Below are 23,174 nucleotides of genomic sequence, written 5' to 3'. Positions count from 1 at the left end.
TAATAAATCATGAAAGTGTTTTTGAGTGTTCTTTTCTTTTTGATCTATTTGGTTCCAAATGCAAATAGTCAGCATTATGGGATTGCTGAGCTTCAGGTGCAAATTAAACAAAGTATCAAGAAGGCCTATTCAGCGTCTGTCAGAGTCTGGGGATTTGATACGATAAGAAAAACGCAGAATAGTGCGCAGTTTAGCGGGGTGGTAGTAAGTGCCGAAGGCCATATACTAACTGTCGCTCACGCTATTCAGCCGGGCAGAACTTATAAGGTTCGGTTTCCGGATGGAAGGGAGGTTATGGCTACAGCATTAGGCAGAATCGGATTGGCCGATATGCAGGTCAGACCTGATATTGGGATGATGAAAATCATTGATAAAGGTGTGTGGCCGGCTGCTGAAATGGGCTGGTCATACAGCTTAAAGGTAAATGAGCCTTGTATCAGCATTTCCTATCCTGAAACTTTAAATCAGTTGTTCCCCTCAGTACGGTTTGGCCGGATTGTCAATGTGCTTACCAAATGGGGTTTTGTGCAATCGAGCTGCAAGATGGAGCCAGGTGATTCCGGAGGGCCGCTATTTGACTACATGGGCCGTTTAGTAGCGATGCATAGCAGGTGTGAGTTGTCAGAGAATGAGAATTATGAGGTGCCGATAGACACTTATCGGAAGTACTGGGATTTATTGTCTGTAGCCGAAGATTACAAGGCATTGCCTGAACCAAGCAATGAGGTGAAAGCAGATCCGCTTGTGGGTAAGATTTCATCAGTTCCTGATCTTGTTGACCCAGTCAGTACTAAGGAGCTAACATTCAATTGGAAGAACAGCGTCATAGAGATCAGAAGTGTGTTCAATGAACTGGCACAGAGCGCTATGGGCACAGCCTTTAGCGTGGACGGAAAATCTGTAGTTGTCAGCAAAAATTCGATCGTAGCCGATCATCCGGTAATCTCCGTTAATGGTAAGGAATTTAACACAGAAGTAGCTGCAAGAGATGTGGAAAATGATCTTGTGCTGCTGCGCATAGCGGGTGAACTTAAAAATAGCATTCCATTGCGTACGATGAAAAACGCGCCGGTTGCTGAGCTGGAAGCTCTTGGACATTTTCTGATTTCTCCCCTGCCGGGAGATGTTCGAAAGGCAAGTGTGATCAGTACTGCTGAATTTAACCTGCCCAGAAAGTTCAGCGCAGGGTATTTGGGTGCACCAGCGAATTTTAAGGACGAAAAGATTATCCTTTCTCGGATAGCTCCAAATAGCCCGGCGGCGATGGCCAAACTACAGGCGGGAGACCAGGTTACCGGCATCAATGGGATTCCGATTGATAAAGCCGAGCAGTATGGCGCAGAGCTTGTTAAATACAATCCCGGTGATACCATTGGCATTCGGGGAATCCGTGAGGGGAATAATTTTGAGGTAAGCGCTATATTGACAAAACGGCCGATAGGTAACCACCCAGCAGACCGACCAGAAGGAGGAAAAAGCCTTCGGCTGGATGGATTTAACGGTGTGTTTTCACATGATGCGGCGATCAGGGCAGACGAATGCGGGGGGCCGGTTTTTGACAGTTCAGGTAAATTTTATGGGATTAACATTGCAAGGTTTAGTCGCACAAGCACGCTTATTATGCCTGCCAGACAGGTTGCGGAATTTATTAAAAGTCATATCTACTGATTAGAATAGCAATCGTTTTGTGTAATTTGAAGATATACATGATCAGGAATGCCGGAAGTGCATGATAGAAAACAATCTGCTTTCCAGGTATTTCAGGCCATCTGGACCGTCTGTACAACTTCGGCGGCAGCTTCAGCTTTACCTTCAAATCCTGATGCATAAAAACGTATCCGCCACTTTCGGCAATAGTGAATTTAGCAGGATGCCGTTAATCTTGAATGCGTCGGCTGCAGCACCGTGACGGGTAACCGGGTCACAAGCTGCTTTTCAAAGCGGGTAAAAATGAGGAAGCCTACCCATTCACGGTGGAAGCTTACAACAAAAAGAGAGAGAGACGCGGAACTGGAAGAGAGCTACGGTTTCTTTCAAGCCTGAAAGGGAAAGTATGATGTTGCATCGCCGATTCTTTCTATAAAAGGGTAGACAAAAAATGCAACCTTATCTTTGATGAATACCTGACATTGTTTATCAGCCTGATCACTACGACTACTACCGGTGGGGGCAAGTTGATTCGCTATACGATTGGGATTCAAAGTATTCAGCAGACAAGAAACGACTATGGGGCGGAACTGGAGATCATAGCGGAAATTGATGCCACTCATTAGCGTTAACCCTACAGTACTAAGCGATTGGTATACTAAAAAGATAAAGGTTGTTAACACAAATGGATTGAGCAAGGTTGGTTGCCCATTATTGCAAGTTTAGTTTCATTCCCTCATGGGTAGCGATGAAACCAATACTTTGGTAGAAAGTAATAGCATGAGGCCTCTGCTTATCCGTTGTCAACTGCAACATGATACAGTTTTTCTCTTTAGCTCTTCCAATTGCATACTCAAATATTCTCTTTCCTATACCTTGGCGTCTACAATTTGAGTGGATTCTGACACCCTCAATTTGCGCACGAAGACCGCCTTGATGGGTCAAATATTGCAAAAAGCTCAATTGAAAAGTACCTACTATGTATCCTTCCATTTCTACAATCATTAATTCATGAGTGGAATTAGTATTAATGGCTTCAAAGGCACCGATATAGCGTTCCGATAGAACTTCGCCGACGTCTTCCCTGATTGCGCCTAACTCGTCATCTGCTAACATCTTTGCAAGATCCGGCAGATCTTTTAAAGTTGCCTTTCTAAATTCAAGTTTATTTTTCATAATTATTCTGCAAAGACTAACCATTAATAGGTTTTAGCAAAGGACAATTTTGCTATTTGTTAACTTTCCCCAAACGTAGCAATAAGGGAAAACGTATCGTTTTTGTTTCGCCGGTTTTCCAATGCTTTTTTATATCCATTTGTAAACGATCTACCGGGTTAACATGGTTTGCTTTGATGTAATGCTTTACTGCCGACCAAGTGTTCAAATAGCCGATCAGATGTTCTAAGGTCCATACCTGAATATTTACAAATTCAGGTGTCTCGACCTCCTCAAAGGGGAATGGGATGGTCTGGTAATTATCATCTATGAATTTCCTTTCTTTATCCCAATAATGACCTAAAACATGATGGTAAAAATCATCTATGATCTGATCTATCAATTTGGAAATTTCTAATCTGCCATAACCCACAACGCAAATCCATGCATTTCTTGTTGCTGTCCGTTGAACTTCACTGTAAAACTGTTCAAAATCAAACCAATGAATGGCCTGACCGACAATAATGAGATCAAACATATTATTTTGAAACATCGTCTTCTCGGCTGGTTGTAAAGAATAAATTATGTTTTCTGATCGTTGGGCGTTGTCTATCTGAGACTGACTGATGTCGGTTGCATATACCGTATTAAACATGGCAGATAACTGTATAGCTATTTGACCATTACCCGCGCCACAATCCCATGCGCTTTTCCTTTGAGATGCTTTGGAGCCAAGGTAGTCAAAGAGCTCCGGAGGATAAGTCGGTCTATATTTCGCGTATTTGTCTGATCCTAATGAAAAGTTGTCTTTCATAATTGCAATTTATGGATTCTAGACTATTTAACAGGTACTAAATTAATCTAACGATCATTGAATCCCCCTGTAACAATATTATAAGAATTCAAAATTCTACATAAAGAGTCATCGAAATTGTGGAGGGTCTTTTTGATATAAAGATTTAGTTTGCCCTCAACTTCATTAAGTAACTTTATTCTTCATGTTGCTGTTGACACGCGTACGAATAGCCCAGTCATATTCATAACGATGCAATCGAGAATACTGTACGTCCCATCGCTTTAGGACGCAAGAACTACCTTTTCGCTGGCACCCATGATGCTGCTAGCTGGGCTGGAATGCTATATTCCTTTTTTGCAATCTGCAAAGAGCACGAGGTAAATCGCTTCCAACGATTGAAATACGCCATGGAAAATATCTTGCCAAGCCAGCCCAACTTGAAGTGAATTTCTTTCGCCAATCAAACTGTGAACCACCTTCAGCGAAATCAGCTGACCACTTTGAGCGAAATATGCATTATTGGGAGGCTTTCTAAAATGGTATTTCAAAGACTAAAAGTTAAATATTGTTTTAACCATAATCATTCTGCCCGGTAATCCAAAATTGCTGATTGAACGGATATTGTTGGAAATGTTTGGAAGGGTATATTGTTTAACGTTAAAGATATTTAATGCTTTCAGTTCAAATTCGATCCGTTTTTTGCTGAACATATATTTGCCGCTGATATCGCTGAAAAATGATTGGACAGTTTGACTGTTTTCTTGCAAGGTTAGAAAGTGTTCTCCAAATAACTGAATGTCTAGATTTTCTAGAAGCGTGAGGTTCACAGATAGTGATTGCTCCAATCTCCTGAAGTTAATAGGGGAGGTCAGAGGCGATTTACTGCTTGAATTGTATATATTCCCTTCAAATGTAATGTTCAAGGATTTTGATATTGATTTGTCAAGACCTAATGTGGTTCCTGCGGTATTTGTCCGGTAAGGAAGAAGGCTTTCATTCTGGATGATTTCTGTTTCCGAGAAGCTGATGTAAGGGCCTGCACTTAACGTGACCCCAAAAAAGAACAAGTATTTGCTGCTGAACATGTTCAGGCTTAGGTTGCTTCTTTTATTATGTATGGGAAGTAATATACGTCTACTCAATTCCTGGCTAGTTTCGAACGAGGGAAGTGAATTTGATATGGAACTGGTGTATCTTATATCCAGGTTGGTAAAGAATAGTTTTTCTGGTCTCACATATTTAAAGCCTATCGAAGCTGTATGATTTATTTGCCTTAGCAGACCTGCGTCATTGGCGCTGAGGTTTCTGTAATTTCGCAGTACATAGCCTCTATAAACCTGTTCAATGTCTCCCTGCTCATTTTGTAATCGGTAACTGAAATTCAGACTGTGCTGGTTGATCAGCTTGTAGTTTAATCGGATGGCGGGCAATACCATTAAATTGGTTACTGTGTGATTCAGGTCCCAGCTGGGGTCATCGTATGAGGTACGCTGTAGGATAAATGGGAGCTTTCCGCTGAGGGAAATTTTCTTTCCCGGAATATCGATGCCCGCTTCAGCGAAGAGATTGCCACGTGTCCAGGAAACGTTATTTGTGGAACGATCAATGGCAGAGGCATGAGTAGCTTCGGATGTCACTTTGCTGAGGTTTGATCGGTACCGCTGATTTTGATAATTAACTCCAGTACTGTAGTTGAGAAATATGTTGCCAATCCTGTGCTTCATTGATAAGCTGTGGCTAGTTAGGAGTGATGGGGCATGAATAGTTTGATCAAGGAGAGAATAGGGGATGCCTCCATTAAACAATTTTGGATTATAACCCGGTAAAATTGATAGGTGCTGTGGTTGACGCAGGTAATCTATGTTCGAGTTAAATTGAATCAGTGATGTTTTGCTGATAGGGAAGATATAATTAAGATCATTGGAAAGTTCGACGGGACGAACAGATAATCTTTGATCCAATCTTTCCCCATTTGTTTGTATGGTTGCGTTCTCTGAAGTTTGGTTACTTGTAATTTTACTGGTGTTGTTGAAGTACGTGTTTTTTTTATTGATGTTTAGGTTGGTTTGAATTTGAGAGTACCTTGGCTTTCGCTGATCATTTTGGGTTTCATCGTATTGTATTCGCTGCTCCGGTAATAAGATTTCTGTTTGACTGTTGTATCGCTCGTCTTGTCGATCTCCAAAGTAGTAGGTGTTCAATTTTAGTTGCAGACCTTCTTTTAATTTGATCAGGTTGTTCAGGTTGACCAGCGCCGCGTTATTCATCAGATATCTTTTGCTGGGCAGATCTGGTGTTCCTACTGTACCTATCGAGAGCTGTGTTTGCGGATGTTTGAGGTCGCTATCTCCGTTCTGGTCCAACTGGTGGGATTGAATATCATTTTCAAGGTTGAGGCCTATATTGTTAGCCTTGATTGAATTGATCGCTTTAAAAGATCTCCTGAAGGTCATCGCATTGACTTCTGTATCGTACTTTTTGGGAACGCCCCCGGCAATCTTTGCCTGACCCATAATTTGTAGTTTTGCATCGTCCTTTAATTTGAGATTCAGGGCAACGGCGTCGCTAAATTCTTTTCCTTCAAGCATTTTAACGCCCTGATGATTCTGTAGGACTTGTACCTGGTCAACAGCCAGGTTTGGAATTGATTTTGAAGCCAGGTTGTACCTGTCATTTAACAGATCGTCCCCATCGATATAGAAGTTGGTGATCGCTTTTCCGTTATAGCTTATCTTTCCAGTAACATCAATTTTGATACCGGGCATTCGTTTCAATACATCGCCAATGACCCGATCCTGATTTCGGCTGAAACTGGCTACTGAATAATTAATGGTATCTCCCCTCGCTTCAATCTTAGGCCTGGAGCTGGAGATTTCTACCGCTTTTAACTGCTGTATATCTGTCTTCAAGACAAATCGGTGGTCGGGCGTCCCATTCAATCTCCTGCTTTGTTTTTGGTAGCCGATACAATTAACCTCTATGCTTAACTCATTTGTATTTAGACCTGCAGGAACGGCCAATTCAAACTTTCCGTTTTCATTTGTCAGTACAAAGGCAATGATAGACTGGTCGCTTGCTTTCAGATTAACGCTGGCATAGGAGATTGGTTTATTCAGCGTATCAGTTACGAGTCCATGGACGGACTGACCATATAGATTGAAAGAGATGAGAATCAAGTATAAAAAGACAGGACAATAGAAAGCAAATCGCCTTTTCATGGCTGTTTATTCAGGTAGCTCGATCGGATTGTTGATGGCCGGACTGAAAGTGTTCTTTGTTCGCTTCACATTGATGGCTTTAATTTTACTTTTATCGACGCCAGAAAATGGACCGCTATCCGGAGCTGTCCCCGCCATTTTATAGAACGCCCCGGGATCAGTTCGCTCCAGTTTTTTAAGTTTAGCATATTCAGCCTCGCTTAGTTTGGTAGCATTTTCTGGAAGCCCGACCGTAAGCTGTTTCGAACTGACGTCTGTAAATCCGGCATATTCAAAAATTACCTGACTTTTAGTGTCTTTGACCTGAACGATTAGCCCGGGGAGGCCGCTAAACTTCCAAGGGCCACTATGAAAGGGAAGATCCGGACAGAACCAAGCCTGATACCTTCGTCCCATGTAGGTCGTTTCTGCCTTTTGACATTTTAGCCCAGCTATGCTTGCAGTATCCTTTTGTATTTGCCAGTTGAATTCAGGGATACGTTGATCATAAAGGTATGCATGCGGACCGATAAACTCTTTGGAATATATCTTCTTTGCAGAAAGGTCTTGGAAAAATTCCACTGGGCTGGTTGGGCGCCCTTCTGTAATGGTAAGTTCAAGCTCATTGGGGTTGGTAGCCCTGTCGATTTGATCCTTAATGTCTTTTTCCATGGCGGATTTAGACTGTCTGGCGTCATAGCTGCTGTATAAACTTGATCTCTTCCCGAGCAGTAGTACAAAGCTTTCAGTATAAGGATTATTCTTTTCAGTGGTATCCGTGATATGTATCAACTTATAATGCACCTCGGCTAAGGCAGGCTCCTTTTTCTGTGCCTTTGAAGTAATTGCGATAAGCAGTAATAAAAATAGCAAGAGATTTTTCATAAGAACAATTAATCTTAAAGTTTAGAATTGGGTGATAACGCAATATAGTACTTTGTTGTCAGAGTATTTAGCGGTTGAACTGGAAGTAAGTGGGTATTCCGGCAAAACTGGCCAGGAATTCCACAAACATGGTAACCTGTCGATCAAAGAGATGGAGATACGTTTACAGGGCAATAATTTTTTAAGGATTCGCCGATCCTTCCTTATTATGCTAATTAGATAACGGCGTTAGAAAAAGAGAATACCATAGCGATAGGAGACTACATAATCCCCATCGATGATGCTTACCGTAAAAACTGTTTAACTTTCGTGGCGTTGTGCAGCGTGTAGCTTCACAGCTCCAATAAATGAACGACAAACGCTAAAGTAAGGTATTCCTGCAAGGATCCCCGTAAGATACGTAAAGCTTTACGTTTATGTTGTTCAACCGTATTTACAGAAATGTTCAGCCGGGCAGCGATCTCCTTGTCGCTTAGATATTCGAAACGGCTTAAGCGGAAAACGGTTTTACATTGCGAAGGCAATTTTTCTATCTCTTCAATGATCCTTAGCTCGAGGTCTCGTGTGTCGATGGTCAGCTCTGTCGAGCTATCCTGCTCTCTAGTATGTTGCTTCACATACGCTTCATATTTTTTATGCGTATTTTCTTTCCTGTAATAATTTAAAATGCGGTTTTTCAACGCGATATACAGGTAAGCACCGATATGCGATTGTTCGGTAATATCGGCCTTGTGCCGGTATAATGAAAGGAAGGAATCTTGCACCAATTCTTCAGCAACGTTCCGGTCGCCTGTTTTGTGCACAGCAATCTTTAATAGTTTAACCGCATGTTTTTGATAGAAAGCTTCAAATACATGGTCATTCCCATGTTGCCAGAGGGAAATGAGTTGTTGTTCGCTATAGCTGCTATAATTTTTGATAGGTAAATTTACCGAGTAAGTGCGCAAAATAAAAAATATTTTTGACCGGAGTAACGGTAAGGGCATCGAAGTGCATCTTTGAGGTATGGAACAGGAAAGATTGCACTATCTTCTAACAAAACATGCACAGGGAAATAGCTCGGTTGCGGAACAGGCAGAACTTGACAATTGGTTTCATGAGCTTAGTTATGATCTCTCCGATCTTAAACACTGGATGGAAGCTAATGGAGGTGAATACGAAGTGGCAGATCGATTATACGCAGATTTTAAAAACAAATATAAACCTGAGCCTGCTAAAAAAATTGTTAGATGGATAGCTATTGCTGCAGCATGTGCTGTTTTAGTAAGCGGTGTCCTGTTTTTCGTTAAGAAAGAAAAGGTGCAGAAGACAAAAGCAATTGCTGCTTATTCTGTGTCAACGGCCAAACCAAAAGAAGTTCAGGCTGGTAAAACGGGGGCGACCTTAACCCTGGCTAGTGGCAAAAAAATATACATATCTGATAAAACATCGGGGCAACTTGCAGAAGAAGCCGGAGTACGGATCTCCCTTACAAAAGATGGAAGATTGCAGTACACCTTAAGTGCCGCACAGGTTGAAGCTAATGCGATGAATATGCTGGAAACAGCTAAAGGAGAACAGATAGAACTTGTACTTCCGGACAATTCCCTTGTATTCCTTAACGCGGCTTCTTCCATAAAATACGCCGCTAACTTTGCGGATAAAAAAGAGCGTAAACTAGAGATCACCGGTGAGGCTTATTTCGAGGTGGAGAAGGATAAGAGGCGACCCTTTATTGTAAAGGCCGGGAAACAAAGTGTGCAGGTGCTGGGTACCCGGTTTAATATAAAAAGTTATGCGGATGAACCCGACATTCGCACAACGCTAATAGAAGGCAGTGTAAAAATTAATGCGGAAGGCGTTAAAAGTGGCGTTATCCTTAAACCCGACCAACAGGCTGCATTTAATGGAAGTGCCATCATGGTAGCTGAAGTGGAGGCTCATTCTTTCGTTTCGTGGAAAGAAGGGAAGTTTTTATTCGTTAGTGAAGATATGGAATCAATTATGCGGCAAGTATCAAGGTGGTACAATGTAGATGTAAGCGTTGCGGATCATCTTAAAAAGATAAAGCTAACGGGGAGCGTATCCCGTTTTGCGAATATATCTACTTTGTTAGAGAAACTGGAGCAAACCGGCCAAGTTGACTTTAAATGGAGTAATGGGAAACTAATAGCAACTAAATAAATTATATAATAAATAACCTAAAACCAAATGAATAAACCATTACGAATTACAACCTGATCGTATAGGGATAACTTAAAAATGCGCAGAAGTGCTTGGAACACCTCTGCGCTGATCTGAGTTAAGCCCTTTCCCCATAAGCGGGAATCATTGATAGCAAACCAATCAGTATTAACCCAAACAAACAAAAGTATGCAAAATAATGCTTTTGCACTTGGTATGCCTAAACGATGGCTGCCACCTAAACTATTATTGATTATGAAATTGATCATAATTATTATGACAACCATGTTACTGCATGCCAGTGCCTCAGCTTTTGGCCAGCGTGTTACGTTGGACGAACGAAATGCGACATTGGCACAGGTGCTGACGAAAGTGAAACAGCAAACGGGATTTGACATTCTTTATGCAGATGATGTATTACCCGCGAAGAAAAAGATCGACATTAAGTTAGTAAATACGCTACTTCCGGAAGCGCTTAACAAAATATTGCTAAATCAGCAGTTGATGTATTCGATCGGTGATAAAACCATCGTTATCAAAGAGCGAGAAATGGTGGAGATCGAAGTGCGCGGCCGGATCGTTGATGAAAGCAACAAACCTTTGCCTGGCGCAACCGTGCGGGTGAAGGGAACTGAACGTGCCGTTACAGCGAACGAAAAAGGTGAGTTTGTATTAGCCAACGTCGATGAAAATGCGACGATATTGATCACTTTCCTTGGTTATGCACCTAAGGAGCTTAGGGCGGCTGCTAATCTTGGAACCATCAGTCTGGTTCTAACATCGGGAGATTTGCAAACAGTTGATATCGTTAATACCGGTTATCAGAGGATATCAAGGGAAAGGGCAACCGGTTCTTTCGGTGTGGTTACAACAGAAAAACTGGAAGAAAGGTTACATACGGATCTTCGGTCGGCATTAGAAGGGCAACTAACGGGTGTAGTATTGGATAAAAATGGTAATATTGAAGTGCGAGGGGTTTCTACCTTCACCGCAGGTGTAGTTACTCCCCTTGTAGTGGTAGATGGTTACCCGATAGAAGGGGGGCTCGGAAACATCAATCCTTTAAACATCAGTAGCATCACTGTACTTAAAGATGCGGTCGCTGCCTCCATTTATGGATCACGTGCCGCAAATGGTATAATCGTGGTGACCACAAAATCAGGAGCGGCAGGCGCTCCTAAAATTACATATAATGGCTTATTAAATGTAGTATCAAAGCCAGATCTCAACGACCTTAACCTTTCTTCAACCTCAGATTATATCGATGCAGAACTCGATATATATAACCAATTTCCGAATAGTCCTTCAACGATTTCAATAGCAAATATGAGTAGGGTTACTTTCCTGATGATGCAGGTAAGGGAGAAAAAAATAACCGAGGCAGCCGCCATGGCAGAGATTGATGCGCTGCGCAATGTGAATGGCTTACAGCAGTTCGAGGATCATTTTTTCCGGCCGGAAATTAGTAACCAGCATAATATAGGTATTTCTGGCAGTGGAGAAAAAAATAATTATAATGTTTCCCTTAACTTACTGGATACCCGCGAAAATTTTATCAACAGCGATTACAATAGGCTTATTTTTGATATAAAGAATGAATGGAAACCTTTAAAATTCCTTACCGCGGGAATGACGTTCAATGCCGTATATAGCAATCACATTTCACCAATGAGCGGCTATTCTGATCTATTAGCCTACGGATCAACAAGCATATTACAGCCATACACATCATTAACCGACGCAAATGGTGATCCTGCTGCTGTTTGGGGGCTCAGCCAGTATAAAATTGATACCTATAAAACAAAGCCGGGTATGAAAGACTGGACCAATGTTCCTTTACAGGATATATATAAACAAACACGCAGGACGGCCGATTTTCAAACCCGGTTTGGTGGCTTTTTACGTGCAAATATACTACCGGGGCTTAATGCAGAATTTGGCGGAAACTGGCAGCGCGGATCAACACATGTTAGGGAACTGCGCGATGCAGATGCCTTTGCTGTGAGGACAGCTTATAACGATGCCACTTCTATCAAAAATAATGCAGATCATTATTTGCCAGATGGAAGCATTATCGATGAGCGGAGAAATGTCAATCAAAACTGGACGGTAAGGACACAGCTTAATTTAAACCGGGAGTTTAACGGCACCAAACACCGGATCACAGCTTTGGTTGGAAGTGAGATCCGAAAACTTACTTTTGATAACAATCAAAACGAGACCCGTGTAGGATACAATCCGATAGCCGGCTCATTTATCCCAATGAATTTAAAGGATTATAATGCCGGCATCTATAATTCGGACATGTTACTTGGAAGACGTATAACCCTTAATCCAGGAAGTTTTCAATACATGGATAATCGTTTTGTATCCTGGTATGGAAATACATCGTATGAATACGATAACCGTTTTATTTTAAGTGGAAGTGTCCGTATGGACCTGACCAATTTCTTTGGAACGGATCCCGATTACAGATACCGTCCGATGTGGTCTGTTGGGGGTACCTATAAAATGGGACAAGAACCATTTTTTAAAAGCGACTTCATAAGCAGGTTTAACCTGAGGGCATCTTACGGTATTAACGGAAATATTTCTTTAGATCAGGGCCCGTTTTTAATTTTATCTGTCGGCAACTTCAATAATAATACCGGCGGGGTTTCTTATGGCGTTGCCTCACCTCCGAATGATCAGCTACGCTGGGAACGTACGGCAACGGTGAATTTAGGTGCAGATATGTCATTTTGGAATGACCGTGTTAATGCCACCATAGATTATTACCGGAAAAATAGTACAGACCTTTTAGCAAGGGAAACAGCAGACCCGACAATGGGCTTGTCAACCGTTACAAAGAACGCAGGTGCAATGATCAATCATGGTATTGAGATGTCGCTGAATGTGGACGTGGTTAAAACTGAAGATTTTCGTTGGAATTTAATACCGAATTTTACCTACAATTTCAATAAAGTTACCTCTTTCAAGCTGGATCGAAATTTCATTGGAGACTATGCTGTTGCTAACGGTATACTAACAGAAGGTTATCCCGCAGATGCTTTGTGGGGGCATCGTTTTGCAGGCCTTAATAACTTAGGTGAAGTACTGTCTTATAATGCAGCGGGCGAAAAAATGAAAATCGCTAATGCCACCATACCAGACCTGATCTATCAAGGTACACTACGCCCAAAATACGACCTGTCTTTAGGAAACACGTTCACCTATAAAAACTGGAACTTAACAACTTTATTTATTGCCAAACTTGGTCACAAATATCGTAAAGATGGCTTTTCGGGTTCTAATTATTTAAATCGTTTCGTTGGCCAGCGCTGGAGGAAAGCTGGAGACGAGGCGACCACAATTTATCCGGTGTTAAGGCCATTTAACGCAGATTCGTTCGATTTTCCTTATACGGATGTATTAATCGGTAATGCGAGTTATGCGAGGCTGCGTGATGTTACGCTATCTTATAATATGACCAAAGTTGCTTCACATTTAAAGATGAGCAATGCCCGGATATTTGTGCAGGGCCGAAATCTTTTCCGGATTACCGCAGAAGGAACAGATATAGACCCGGAAAACGTTAATTCGCTTTCCCTGCCGGCTGAACTCTTTTTTGGTTTCACCTTCTCATTTTAATGACCCATGACTACAAATTATTTAAAAATAAGCGTGCTCGCAGTAACCGTTCTGCTCACCTTATCCTGTAAAAAGTTTCTGGATGTAAAACCAGTGGGAAAGCTGATTCCGTCCAAAGTGGAAGAGCTGGAAAATTTGTTGAATAACAATGGAACAATTGATTTTCATTTTATTAACGGCAATCGCGGAAGCTTTTATCCGTTTTTAGGAGACAACTACGTGATTAGCGAGAATCAAGCAAAATACTTGTATATCAGTACTCATCCTAACGTGGATATATATGCAGCCCATACTTTTAACCAGCCTTATGAAAATCCAAGGGTGCCACAATTCGCTTGGAACTCGGGTATCTATCTTGCGGTGGGCTTGTTTAACAATGTGATCGATGGCGTTAAAAGCCTGAATGCCACAGAATCGGCTACAGGAAAGCTGATTACTGCTCAAGCGAAAGCCGGCAGGGCCTGGTCGTTAATGGTAGGCACACTCACTTATGGCCCAATGTTTAATCCGAATGGACAAAATAATACAAAGGTTTTGCCGTATCGTACTTCGGCAGACCCTGGTGTGGCAAACCCCGATCTTTCTACAACAGCGGAGGCGCTCGCATTGGTTGAACAGGATTTAAAGGATGCCTTGGGCGGAGCACCGGCAAATGTTTCCAACCCAAGTCGTGCTAACCTTGCTGCTACCCATGCTTTGCTGGCTCAACTTTATATGTATAAAAGAGATTGGGTAAAAATGCATGAACATGCCCAGGAAGCCTGGACACGCTCCATTGCTGTAAAAGGGAGCGTGGATAACCTGATCTATAATTACAATAGTTTTGCATATAAACCGAATCCATCGGCCAATCCTGCACCGGGTACTGATGTAGAAGTGACGCTATCTCTTGAGGCGCCAGATCTGCTTCAAGGACAAGTTGTTCATCGTGAAAATTTGTTTTACAGAATGGTGTCAAATGGTACACCTTATCCATCTCAGGACTACCTGGACTTGTTTGACAAGACGAATGACAGGCGATATAAATTATTTTCGCTAAAGGCCCTGGGATATTCTGTAACCGTTGGTGGTATTAAGTATGATGATGGTATACGAACATTATGGTACCGCGACCGGAAAATGAATTCCTCACAAGGTCTAACTTATCCTGATCTCCTTTTGATGCAAGCTGAAGCAGCAGCACGTTTGAATGACCTTAGTACAGCGCTGTCCGACCTGAATACACTTCGTAAATACCGTTACTCAGGTGCTGTTACCAACTTGCCTGGGGGTGTAGGTTTAAGTCAGGATGCCCTGCTTTTCGAAATCTTGAAAGAAAGACGCCGGGAGCAACCCATCGGCAGCTTCCATCGCGTGCTTGATATTAAGCGATATGTTTATGATACTGGAAAACCATGGAGCAAAACGAGCATTACGCACACAATCGGCTCTAAGGTGTATACCAGTGATATAGAAGGTCCGAATTTCAGATTGCAAATTGCAAATCAAGTGCTTGCAGCTAATCCTCAATGGGGCCTGCCGCTTTTCCAAGGTGTTTGGGCGCCTACGTCTAAATAATAGTAAGAGTGATTAGTATTAAAAAGTTCTTAGGCACACCTTAAGAACTTTTTTTTCATTTAAAGCATTTCCTTGTTAAGAAAGTGGTCACCAGGCATGAAAATCCTATCACCACATTCGTATCAAAGGGGGAATTTGTTACCGACAATCAAGGAAAAACACCTCATTACGGCGTCCTGATCGTTGTTTTCTTTCCGCTGTTCAATGTGTCTCGTCCTGCTTTCATATTTCACTCAAAGTGGTCAGCTGATTTCGCTGCAAAGTGGTGACATTTGGACCGGCGAAAGAAATTCACTTCAGGGGTGGGCTGGCCAGTTAATGAATGATCCTATTCTGGCTACCCTAGGCACTTCTGTTAGCGACTTTAAAGTTGTCTGATCCGTAGGTCCCATCTCCTTGACACACGAACTCAAATAAAGGCCTACAACTGATTTTCCAGCAGCATCCGGCTTGTATCCTGATGACTTACATCTCTTCTCACCGAGGCTTAAAGGATAGTTCCATGTCACCTTTAGGAAATCACCCAATTAATACACTTCTAATTTGTAGGTCAAAACTGACCACTTTGCGGCGGAATTGCCTTCACCTTAATGCGGAACAGGTTGTCAGCATGTTGGCGAAATATCTGACCAGTTTTGCTGAAATACCCGTCGTAAGCACATGATGTATTAACTTACTTAAGAAATACCTATTACAGGTACCGAAAGTTTTTTGTCCGGGATAAACCCTTGTATGCAAGAAAGATTGCTACGACACCGACAAAACAACGAAGGCTGGCCATTGGGGCTACGGAGTCGCTTTGTAGAATGCCAGCTAGTGTCGATAGCATGAAGGATAGCAATAATTGAATAAATCCGATGAATGCAGCCGCTGTACCTTTTCCTTTTTCAACAGTTTCCAATCCCAAAGCTGTTGTTATTGGGAATAGGATTCCGATAGGTATCAGCGATAAAAAAAGAAGCAAGATCATGGCTGAAGGGTTTGTTCCGGTAACCGCTACTAGCCCAAACATGGCACAGCACAGTGCAAGTGCAATACTCGCCCAAAATGCCAGGACTTGAGATCTAACGTAGACTAACAACTTTGGGGTTATATAAGAAGCGAAAATCAGAGCGAGCGAGTTGAAGCCAAAGGCTAAACTAAATTCCATTTCTTTAAATCCAGCCTTTTCCATAAAAATAAACGGGGCACTGGATATATAAAGCATCAAGGCACTATATGCCATTGACCCTACCATTGTATATATTAAAAATTGCTTGTTAGAGAACGTGACTTTTGTCAGAGATGTTCCAAATCCTTTGTCTATATTGTTTTTAGAGATGTTGGTTTCTGGAATATAGACCGATACAGCTATTATACAAAGGGTTCCTAATAATGTTATCGCTGAGAAAATGCTTTTCCAGCCCCAGAAGTTTAAGAGCAAACTTCCCAGTAAGGGGGCGATAATTGGTGCAATGCCACTTATCTGAGATTGACTGGAAAATATCTTTATTGCATCTTTCTTTTCAAAACTATCTGCAACAATTGCTCTGGACATAACGATTCCCGCACATCCACCAAAAGCCTGTAAAAAACGGAGCACCCAAAGCAGTTCTATATACTTTACGAAATGGATAACTACTGCACTTACCACAAACATTGTTAATCCACACAACAAGATGGGCTTTCTACCGTGCTTGTCAGATAATGGGCCCCAGAATAATTGCCCGAATGCAAAACCCGCCAGGAACAGCGAGAGTGAAATTTGCACATCCCCTATGGTAACATGAAATGTCTGAGCAATCTGCGTAAATGCCGGAAGATACAAGTCAATGCTTAACGATTCAAGAGCAGTAATTACTGCAAGTATTACCACTATCAGCTTTGAATTTTTCATAATACAAAGCTCGCCATAACCATTACCTGTTGAAATGGATTAAGTGCGGTAACTCTTGCACAGTAATCGCGCTTACGAAGAAAGTACAGGTAGTGACGCTCTGAATTGCTCCGGACTTAGCCCAGTTTGCTTTTTAAAAAAACGGGAAAAGTAAGCTGGATCAGTAAACATTAGCTTGAAAGTAATCTGCTTAAAACTAAGCTTTCCAAACCTGATTTCTCGTTTAGCTTCCAGTAGTAGTCGCTCTATTATAAGTTCCTTGACTGTTAAACCGCGCTCTTTTTTAGTAATAGCATTTAAATGCTTAATGCTAATATTAAGCAAATTTGCATAGAAAGTTGGCTCCCGTTGCTCTAGATAATACTGGTCAACGTATCTGAGCAATGCCGCAACACGAGTATTTGACCCGGTTTGGAATTCTATTGATGATTCTAATAAAAGAAATAAAAATGCACTTAAGTATGCCTTTAAAAGTGATACTCTTTTCTTTGAATGGTATTCTTCTATAATTAGTTGAATCAGCATTTTAAGAGGCTTTTCGTTCTCCAGGCTTATTTTCACAGGAGCTATCCCTGGAAAATAGGAGGGTTTATCTTCTAGGATAGCGTTAAATAATTCCTTCGAAAAGGCCATTACATAACCTTTTTGTGTGGTTAGCGACATGCGGAATACTTGGCCAGGAGTTAAAATACAAACGCTGTTGTCATATACAGGAAAAGGCGTGAAGTCAATTTCTACCAACTGATCCTGCTCAACATCAGTGAACCATATTACTTCAAAGAAATCGTGACGATGCAAGCCATCAAAGGTTTCATCACTTGTTCCATCTATCGAAAATATAAGGAATGAGGATTTAGTTAATTGATGGACTGGAATACTTTCTTGCATAATGTATATGACCAAGTTATGAATGATAGACGATACGTCCAAGTTAAATGGATCTTCCAGGATTTAAATTTCAGAAGCTCTGAATTTTAATTTAGTCTAGTGAGCCAAGCATAGCTTATTATCTATAGAGGAATCTTCAAACTTACTTTACGATCGCTATTCTAATGTTTTTGCTATAGTTCAAAAAGTTATAACCTTTTGAATCTTACGAACCTGCTGACAATAAGCTATTTAGAAAGTAGGGCCAGAGCAAAGGCTAATTTAGTTTGGGGATGAATCGTAGATATTTGGTATGTTAAATATCAATCAATTTGCTCAACTTTTACAGGATGCGGTAATTTCAATTTTAGTAAATTTTGAGCAGACGCCGGATGAATAAGGATAAAGCTTGCATACAGGTCGAATTCAGCTTTTAAGGTACCATTTAGTGGTTTGATTGGTTACGAAGATGTAGCTAAGGGACGCTCCAAATCATCAAGGAAGCCAATTGTTTATACTTTACTCAATCAAGGTCGTTTGTAGATTTGATGTAAATGAAGAAAGCCTTCAGAAATACGGTGAATATATTTGAAGGGTAGTAGTACACTCACGATTTGGACACAAGACCAACCGATTGAGCTACATCCCCTACAATATTACTGGCCATCTTTGCATTATCATTTGTAAATAGATAAAAAACAAAAAGAATGGAGAATATCAAAGGAAAAGTAGTGGCTGTTACAGGAGCCAGCAGCGGAATTGGGGAAGCGATTGCACGACATTTAGCTTCATTGGGCGCTAAAGTAGCTTTAGGCGCTCGTCGTATCGATCATTTAGAAAACATCGCCGAAGCAATTAAAACAACTGGCGGCGAAGCGATTTACAAAATGCTGGATGTTACGGATCCAAATAATGTAGCTGATTTTGCCGCTTTTGCTGTAACTCAATTTGGAACAATAGATGTTTGGGTTAATAATGCAGGTTTGATGCCTTTATCGATGATCAACAGTTATAAAATCGACGAGTGGCACCGTATGGTCGATGTAAATATAAAAGGGGTATTGCACGGTATTGCTGCGGCACTGCCTGTATTTGAAGCAAAAGATAACGGTCAGTTTGTAAACATTACCTCGGTGGGGGATCGTTGGGTCGGACCAACTTCCACTGTTTATAGTGCTACCAAATTTGCTGTTAGAGCTATTTCAGATGGACTTAGACAAGAAGTGAGCCGCAATATTCGAGTGACTTTAGTGGCACCGGGTGCTACGGAATCTGAACTACCAAATACCATTTCGGATCCTGAATTAAAGAAATTGGCTATTGAACAATTCAGAACCAACTTACTTCCTGCTGAAGCCATCGCTAAAGCTGTGGCGTTTGCCATTGCACAGCCAAATGATGTAGATGTGAACGAAATGGTGGTAAGACCAACTGCACAAAAAAATCTTTAATCCAAAAACAGTTACAATGGGCAAAACCATAGAAGAAACAAAAGAATACATTGGGATGTGGGTAACCGAAGATGGCCATATTCGACATCATCTATTGTGTGATAACCGTTATGACGAAGCAAGATGCCAAAAGGAAAGTGCGTATCAAGGGGACTATCAGGTGACCGGCAATCATATCGACTACCAGGACGACACAGGCTTTACGGCAGATGGCGAATTTATAGACGGCACCTTGTATCACGGTGGCATGATATTTCACAAAGAAAATAAGTAATTTACCAACAATGAACAACACATTCCGTCTCAATTCAATCGCAGAATTTCACACTTTCTGCCATCTTCCAAGCCCTGAACATCCGTTAATCAGCCTGATCGATTACAGTAAGGTGCAGTATCCCTTTGAGGAAAAAAATATAAAATGGATACAAAATTTTTATACGATTGGATTGAAACGGAATGTGAATGCCAAATTCAATTATGGACAACAGCAATACGATTTCGACTTAGGTGTATTGTCTTTCATTTCACCTTTGCAATTCCTGAAGATAGAAATAGATCCTAATATTACCGTAGAGCCTACAGGTTGGCTATTGCTCATTCATCCAGATTTCCTTATTCAGACTGCCTTGGCAAAAAAAATAAGATACTACGATTTTTTTGGCTATGCGGCAAGCGAAGCTTTGTTTCTATCCGATAAAGAAGAACAAACCATCCTTGAAATTCTAAAAAACATCGAGAAAGAATATCAATCCAATATTGACAAATTCAGCCATGAACTCATCATCTCACAGCTAGAAATGTTGTTAATCTATTCCGAACGCTTTTACCAACGTCAATTTATCACCCGTAAGAAAACGAATATCGAGGTCATAGACCAATTCGAGCACTTGCTAAATGACTATTTTCAGAGAGGCAAAATCTTCGAAAAAGGTATTCCTACGGTAAGCGACATTGCCGAACAGCTGCATATTTCGGCCAACTATCTGGGGAGTTTGCTTCGCTTGTACACTAGCCAAAACACCCAGCAACATATCCAAAATAAAATGGTGGAATACGCCAAGGAAAAACTAAGTACCACCGAACTTTCAGTACGCGAAATTGCCTACGAACTGGGCTTTGAATATCCACAGTCGTTCAGCAAACTTTTCAAACAAAAGACTAACCAAACACCTCTAGAGTTCAGGGCAAGGTTTAATTGAAAATGTACACCCTTTTGCATATTTCACTCAAAGTGGTCAGCTGATTTCGCTGCAAAGTGGTCACATTTTGACAAGCGAAAGAAATTCACTTCAGGGTTGGGCTGTCCTGGCCAGTTAATGAAGGATCCTATTCTGGCTTACCTGGGCACCTCTGTTAGCGACTTTAGGGGTGTCTGATCCGCAGGTCCCATCTCCTTGACACACGAACTCAATAAAGGCCTACAACTGATTTTCCAGCACCCTCTGGCTTGTATCCTGATGACATACATCCTCTTCTCAGCGAGGCTTAAAAGGATAGTTTCACGTCACCTTTAGAAAATCACCGAATCAATACACTTCTTATTTGTAGGTCAAACTGACCACTTTGCGGCGGAATTGCCTGTCACTGTGCGGAACAGGGTGTCAGCATGTCCAGTCTTCCGCGGTATATAGTTCTTCAAAGACCGAAAGTTCTATACAGAGAGCATTAACGTCATGTTCAAGGCGTTCTTGGAAAATGGTAAAGCGAGTGATCTGATTGAATTTCGTTAAATCGCATGTTGTACCCCGAAACTTCACCTGAAGGGTATCAAGCGAAACTGGTCATTACTCAATGCAGACTTGCAGCGAAACTCAGTGCGTCGCTCTAAATGAAATTTGCGTCCCTCGGATTAGGTGTTTTTAGCTTTTGCCACAGGTCAGAAGCGAGCTTTCTCAACATGCATGGCTCACACGTGGATGATCACCAAGGGTCGGGGAGCGAGGTTTTTTTATTAATGGCCACCAAGTTAGCCGTGAGGCCTTCGGGGCGCAAAAATTGTTCGGCATAAACCCGCCGGCTTTCGGCTCCTGTCCATTTATTCCGCTGCATTTTTTGCTTGCTCGGCCTCCGGCTGGTAAGCGCGCAATTAATCAAATTTTCAATTTAACATGTAAAGTGATGAAAGCGCAAAATGTAAATCCAATGTTTCAGGTTTCAGAGATCCAGGTATCCTATCAGCCAAATTTCAAGGCAAGCGAAAGGCCTAAAATCGGCTCTTCAAAAGATGCCTTTGATGTGCTGATCAGCTGTTGGGACAAAGATCAGATCAATCTGCTGGAGCAGTGCTTCATGCTGGTTCTGAACCGTGCTAACCGGGTAATTGGTATCCGGGAAGTTTCCAGTGGTGGCTATTCAGGAACTGTAGTGGATCCGAAACTGATTTTTGGTATCGCCCTGAAATGTGTTGGTTCTTCGATCATCATTGGGCATAATCATCCTTCTGAAAACCTTAGACCTAGTACTTCTGACCTGGACATCACCAAAAAACTTACTGCCGCCGGAAGAATGCTGGACCTACCCGTGCTGGACCATTTGATTGTGACCGCAGAAGGGTATTACTCATTTAGTGATGAAGGGTTGATTTAACCTCTTGGTGATGTTTGAACACCGATCGACCTGATGGTTTCAAGGGTGAAAGGACATAGGGAATGCACCCGGTTCCTGCACAAAAAAAAATGGCTCCCGTTAATGCGGGAACCATTCTTTGTTGTTATTTAACGGGATGAGGGGCTATGAGCTGCACCTGTACAGAGCCGCCGCCATCTAGTGTCAAACCTTTTTTAAATGCGTTCGCATCACCAGCCGGATCAAATTCATAGATCGCAGCTTCTCCGCCCACAGGCGCAATCCCTGTATAGTATTTACCTTTAAATACCAACGGCGATCGTACCATGGCCACAGGACTTAAAGGGGTGGTCATCAACGTAGCTTTTTTATTGACCAGGTCAAGTTTCACGACCTGGGCGACATTTTTCAATCTGTCGCGTACAGAGGACATCAAATCCTCAAACTGTACCGTTCCAAAAGCGATGCCGTTCGAAACATAGCTTACACCCATCAAACAGCCGTTCTGACCAACCTGGGAGGTTACATCAAAGAAATAATCCTGATCAAATTCGGAGGTGCCTTTTTTAATGCGCACGAGTCCTGACTTTCCGCCTAAACCCGTCCAGTATTTACCTGCACTGGCAACAAAGTAGTGGTTTCCCTGCTCGTCTGTAGTGATTGAATTCAGGTAATCGTAACCGATGCCACCTGCAGTAGCGGTAGTTTTGATCACCCGCATATTGGTCATTGCCGGATAATCATAAACCAAGGCTCTTACACCATCCACCACATAAGCGGCGTTAGTGTTGTCGTAAAAGTATCCGCCCAGGATAAACTTACCGTTATCCATAAATCCTTTTCCCGGATAGAACTCGACACCCGGTTTTGCGGCTTCAAAAGGTACTGACATGGTTCCTTTTGCGGCAACGGTGAAATCGCTGAGGTTGATTCTTGCCCATCCGATTGTTCCATTTCCTCCTGCGGTAGGTGCACCAAGAACCAGCATTGTGTTGTCGTCGATGATGTTCAGTGACTGGAAATAATTGGGTACCACACCATCAGTAAGGATAGAAGCCTTTAGTTTCAGGCTTCCGTCGGTACCCATTTCATATTGGTTGAACTTCTTTTCAGGAAGGTTCATGAGGTATACAAATTGTTTGTGCCATATATAACGAGATCCGTTAGCTTCCAGGCCCTTGCCTTTAAAGGTGAGTGCGCCACTTTGCAATGACGGCACACTTGCAACGTATTGTAAATCCTGCGTCCAGCTGGCAATGGTGAAGTGTTGATCACCTGGCTGCGGCTCGGGTTCTTTCTCTGATTTACTGCATGAACTTATCGCGGCGGTGAGCGTTAATGCTGCGAGTACCGATTTTCTTAATTTTAACATCTGTAGTTTATTT

The 23,174-nt window shown here is 41.9% G+C and carries 18 protein-coding genes and 1 pseudogene; 10 read left to right on the top strand and 9 right to left on the bottom strand.

Annotated features, from left to right (window positions below; all coding sequences use genetic code 11):
• Positions 1 to 9 precede the first annotated feature (9 nt).
• Complete coding sequence (locus tag J3P40_RS14385) at positions 10 to 1,668, top strand: S1C family serine protease (protein ID WP_256006864.1); 1,659 nt, start codon at positions 10 to 12, stop codon at positions 1,666 to 1,668.
• Positions 1,669 to 2,129: 461 nt separating this feature from the next.
• On the top strand, positions 2,130 to 2,273 hold the full coding sequence (locus J3P40_RS14380; protein ID WP_256006863.1) for a hypothetical protein: 144 nt from the start codon (positions 2,130 to 2,132) through the stop codon (positions 2,271 to 2,273).
• An 85-nt stretch (positions 2,274 to 2,358) separates the two neighbouring features.
• On the opposite strand, the gene J3P40_RS14375 is transcribed toward J3P40_RS14380, so the two are convergent.
• Together J3P40_RS14375 and J3P40_RS14370 are read right to left on the bottom strand one after the other, a co-directional pair.
• Positions 2,359 to 2,823, bottom strand: a complete 465-nt coding sequence (locus J3P40_RS14375; RefSeq protein WP_256006862.1) for a GNAT family N-acetyltransferase — start codon at positions 2,821 to 2,823, stop codon at positions 2,359 to 2,361.
• A 52-nt stretch (positions 2,824 to 2,875) separates the two neighbouring features.
• Entirely contained in the window at positions 2,876 to 3,616 is a 741-nt protein-coding gene (locus tag J3P40_RS14370; RefSeq protein ID WP_256006861.1) for a class I SAM-dependent methyltransferase, read from the bottom strand.
• 221 nt (positions 3,617 to 3,837) lie between these two features.
• Here J3P40_RS14370 and J3P40_RS14365 point away from each other — a divergent pair.
• Positions 3,838 to 4,020, top strand: a pseudogene (locus J3P40_RS14365) (IS66 family transposase); the annotation flags it as partial.
• Here the strand turns inward: J3P40_RS14365 and J3P40_RS17830 are convergent.
• From J3P40_RS17830 to J3P40_RS14350, 4 genes are all read right to left on the bottom strand, one after another.
• Complete coding sequence (locus J3P40_RS17830) at positions 3,940 to 4,146, bottom strand: hypothetical protein (RefSeq protein WP_370687719.1); 207 nt, start codon at positions 4,144 to 4,146, stop codon at positions 3,940 to 3,942. The pseudogene J3P40_RS14365 and the gene J3P40_RS17830 sit on opposite strands and share 81 nt — an antisense overlap.
• 3 nt (positions 4,147 to 4,149) lie before the next feature.
• Complete coding sequence (locus J3P40_RS14360) at positions 4,150 to 6,816, bottom strand: carboxypeptidase regulatory-like domain-containing protein (RefSeq protein ID WP_256006860.1); 2,667 nt, start codon at positions 6,814 to 6,816, stop codon at positions 4,150 to 4,152.
• A gap of 6 nt (positions 6,817 to 6,822) precedes the next feature.
• Complete coding sequence (locus tag J3P40_RS14355) at positions 6,823 to 7,680, bottom strand: GLPGLI family protein (protein ID WP_256006859.1); 858 nt, start codon at positions 7,678 to 7,680, stop codon at positions 6,823 to 6,825.
• 332 nt (positions 7,681 to 8,012) lie between these two features.
• Positions 8,013 to 8,666 (bottom strand): RNA polymerase sigma factor, encoded by a 654-nt coding sequence (locus J3P40_RS14350; RefSeq protein ID WP_256006858.1) that lies wholly within the window; start codon positions 8,664 to 8,666, stop codon positions 8,013 to 8,015.
• Between the two features lie 19 nt (positions 8,667 to 8,685).
• On the opposite strand from J3P40_RS14350, the gene J3P40_RS14345 reads away from it, so the two are divergent.
• From J3P40_RS14345 to J3P40_RS14335, 3 genes are all read left to right on the top strand, one after another.
• Positions 8,686 to 9,843, top strand: a complete 1,158-nt coding sequence (locus J3P40_RS14345) for a FecR family protein (protein ID WP_256006857.1) — start codon at positions 8,686 to 8,688, stop codon at positions 9,841 to 9,843.
• 255 nt (positions 9,844 to 10,098) lie between these two features.
• Entirely contained in the window at positions 10,099 to 13,473 is a 3,375-nt protein-coding gene (locus J3P40_RS14340; RefSeq protein WP_256006856.1) for a SusC/RagA family TonB-linked outer membrane protein, read from the top strand.
• A gap of 6 nt (positions 13,474 to 13,479) precedes the next feature.
• Positions 13,480 to 15,030: a RagB/SusD family nutrient uptake outer membrane protein gene (locus J3P40_RS14335; protein ID WP_256006854.1), complete on the top strand. Its 1,551-nt coding sequence runs from the start codon at positions 13,480 to 13,482 to the stop codon at positions 15,028 to 15,030.
• Positions 15,031 to 15,721: 691 nt separating this feature from the next.
• Here J3P40_RS14335 and J3P40_RS14330 read toward each other — a convergent pair.
• Together J3P40_RS14330 and J3P40_RS14325 are read right to left on the bottom strand one after the other, a co-directional pair.
• Positions 15,722 to 16,906 (bottom strand): multidrug effflux MFS transporter, encoded by a 1,185-nt coding sequence (locus J3P40_RS14330; protein WP_256006853.1) that lies wholly within the window; start codon positions 16,904 to 16,906, stop codon positions 15,722 to 15,724.
• Between the two features lie 72 nt (positions 16,907 to 16,978).
• Positions 16,979 to 17,794, bottom strand: coding sequence for a helix-turn-helix domain-containing protein (locus tag J3P40_RS14325; protein ID WP_256006852.1), 816 nt, complete (start codon positions 17,792 to 17,794; stop codon positions 16,979 to 16,981).
• A 686-nt stretch (positions 17,795 to 18,480) separates the two neighbouring features.
• Here J3P40_RS14325 and J3P40_RS14320 point away from each other — a divergent pair.
• From J3P40_RS14320 to J3P40_RS14305, 4 genes are all read left to right on the top strand, one after another.
• On the top strand, positions 18,481 to 19,224 hold the full coding sequence (locus tag J3P40_RS14320) for an SDR family oxidoreductase (RefSeq protein WP_256006851.1): 744 nt from the start codon (positions 18,481 to 18,483) through the stop codon (positions 19,222 to 19,224).
• 16 nt (positions 19,225 to 19,240) lie between these two features.
• Entirely contained in the window at positions 19,241 to 19,498 is a 258-nt protein-coding gene (locus J3P40_RS14315; RefSeq protein ID WP_256006850.1) for an Atu4866 domain-containing protein, read from the top strand.
• Between the two features lie 10 nt (positions 19,499 to 19,508).
• Positions 19,509 to 20,423, top strand: coding sequence for a helix-turn-helix domain-containing protein (locus J3P40_RS14310; RefSeq protein ID WP_256006849.1), 915 nt, complete (start codon positions 19,509 to 19,511; stop codon positions 20,421 to 20,423).
• Positions 20,424 to 21,342: 919 nt separating this feature from the next.
• Positions 21,343 to 21,810 carry a JAB domain-containing protein gene (locus J3P40_RS14305; RefSeq protein ID WP_256006848.1) on the top strand — a complete coding sequence of 156 codons (468 nt, stop codon included), beginning with the start codon at positions 21,343 to 21,345 and terminating at the stop codon, positions 21,808 to 21,810.
• Positions 21,811 to 21,934: 124 nt separating this feature from the next.
• Here the strand turns inward: J3P40_RS14305 and J3P40_RS14300 are convergent, their stop codons facing one another.
• Positions 21,935 to 23,161 carry a DUF4374 domain-containing protein gene (locus tag J3P40_RS14300; RefSeq protein ID WP_256006847.1) on the bottom strand — a complete coding sequence of 409 codons (1,227 nt, stop codon included), beginning with the start codon at positions 23,159 to 23,161 and terminating at the stop codon, positions 21,935 to 21,937.
• Positions 23,162 to 23,174 lie beyond the last annotated feature (13 nt).

The sequence above is a fragment of the Pedobacter deserti genome (assembly GCF_024436415.1).
GTDB lineage: Bacteria > Bacteroidota > Bacteroidia > Sphingobacteriales > Sphingobacteriaceae > Pedobacter > Pedobacter faecalis.
This window is presented reverse-complemented; position numbering and strand designations above follow the sequence as displayed.

What these genes read in the sequence shown, in the direction of transcription:
- J3P40_RS14385 (WP_256006864.1), top strand. Translation starts at nt 10, where the DNA reads ATGAAAGTGTTTTTGAGTGTTCTTTTCTTTTTGATCTATTTGGTTCCA.
- J3P40_RS14375 (WP_256006862.1), bottom strand. Translation starts at nt 2,823, where the DNA reads ATGAAAAATAAACTTGAATTTAGAAAGGCAACTTTAAAAGATCTGCCG.
- J3P40_RS14370 (WP_256006861.1), bottom strand. Translation starts at nt 3,616, where the DNA reads ATGAAAGACAACTTTTCATTAGGATCAGACAAATACGCGAAATATAGA.
- J3P40_RS14360 (WP_256006860.1), bottom strand. Translation starts at nt 6,816, where the DNA reads ATGAAAAGGCGATTTGCTTTCTATTGTCCTGTCTTTTTATACTTGATT.
- J3P40_RS14355 (WP_256006859.1), bottom strand. Translation starts at nt 7,680, where the DNA reads ATGAAAAATCTCTTGCTATTTTTATTACTGCTTATCGCAATTACTTCA.
- J3P40_RS14350 (WP_256006858.1), bottom strand. Translation starts at nt 8,666, where the DNA reads ATGCCCTTACCGTTACTCCGGTCAAAAATATTTTTTATTTTGCGCACT.
- J3P40_RS14345 (WP_256006857.1), top strand. Translation starts at nt 8,686, where the DNA reads ATGGAACAGGAAAGATTGCACTATCTTCTAACAAAACATGCACAGGGA.
- J3P40_RS14340 (WP_256006856.1), top strand. Translation starts at nt 10,099, where the DNA reads ATGAAATTGATCATAATTATTATGACAACCATGTTACTGCATGCCAGT.
- J3P40_RS14335 (WP_256006854.1), top strand. Translation starts at nt 13,480, where the DNA reads ATGACTACAAATTATTTAAAAATAAGCGTGCTCGCAGTAACCGTTCTG.
- J3P40_RS14330 (WP_256006853.1), bottom strand. Translation starts at nt 16,906, where the DNA reads ATGAAAAATTCAAAGCTGATAGTGGTAATACTTGCAGTAATTACTGCT.
- J3P40_RS14325 (WP_256006852.1), bottom strand. Translation starts at nt 17,794, where the DNA reads ATGCAAGAAAGTATTCCAGTCCATCAATTAACTAAATCCTCATTCCTT.
- J3P40_RS14320 (WP_256006851.1), top strand. Translation starts at nt 18,481, where the DNA reads ATGGAGAATATCAAAGGAAAAGTAGTGGCTGTTACAGGAGCCAGCAGC.
- J3P40_RS14315 (WP_256006850.1), top strand. Translation starts at nt 19,241, where the DNA reads ATGGGCAAAACCATAGAAGAAACAAAAGAATACATTGGGATGTGGGTA.
- J3P40_RS14310 (WP_256006849.1), top strand. Translation starts at nt 19,509, where the DNA reads ATGAACAACACATTCCGTCTCAATTCAATCGCAGAATTTCACACTTTC.
- J3P40_RS14305 (WP_256006848.1), top strand. Translation starts at nt 21,343, where the DNA reads ATGAAAGCGCAAAATGTAAATCCAATGTTTCAGGTTTCAGAGATCCAG.
- J3P40_RS14300 (WP_256006847.1), bottom strand. Translation starts at nt 23,161, where the DNA reads ATGTTAAAATTAAGAAAATCGGTACTCGCAGCATTAACGCTCACCGCC.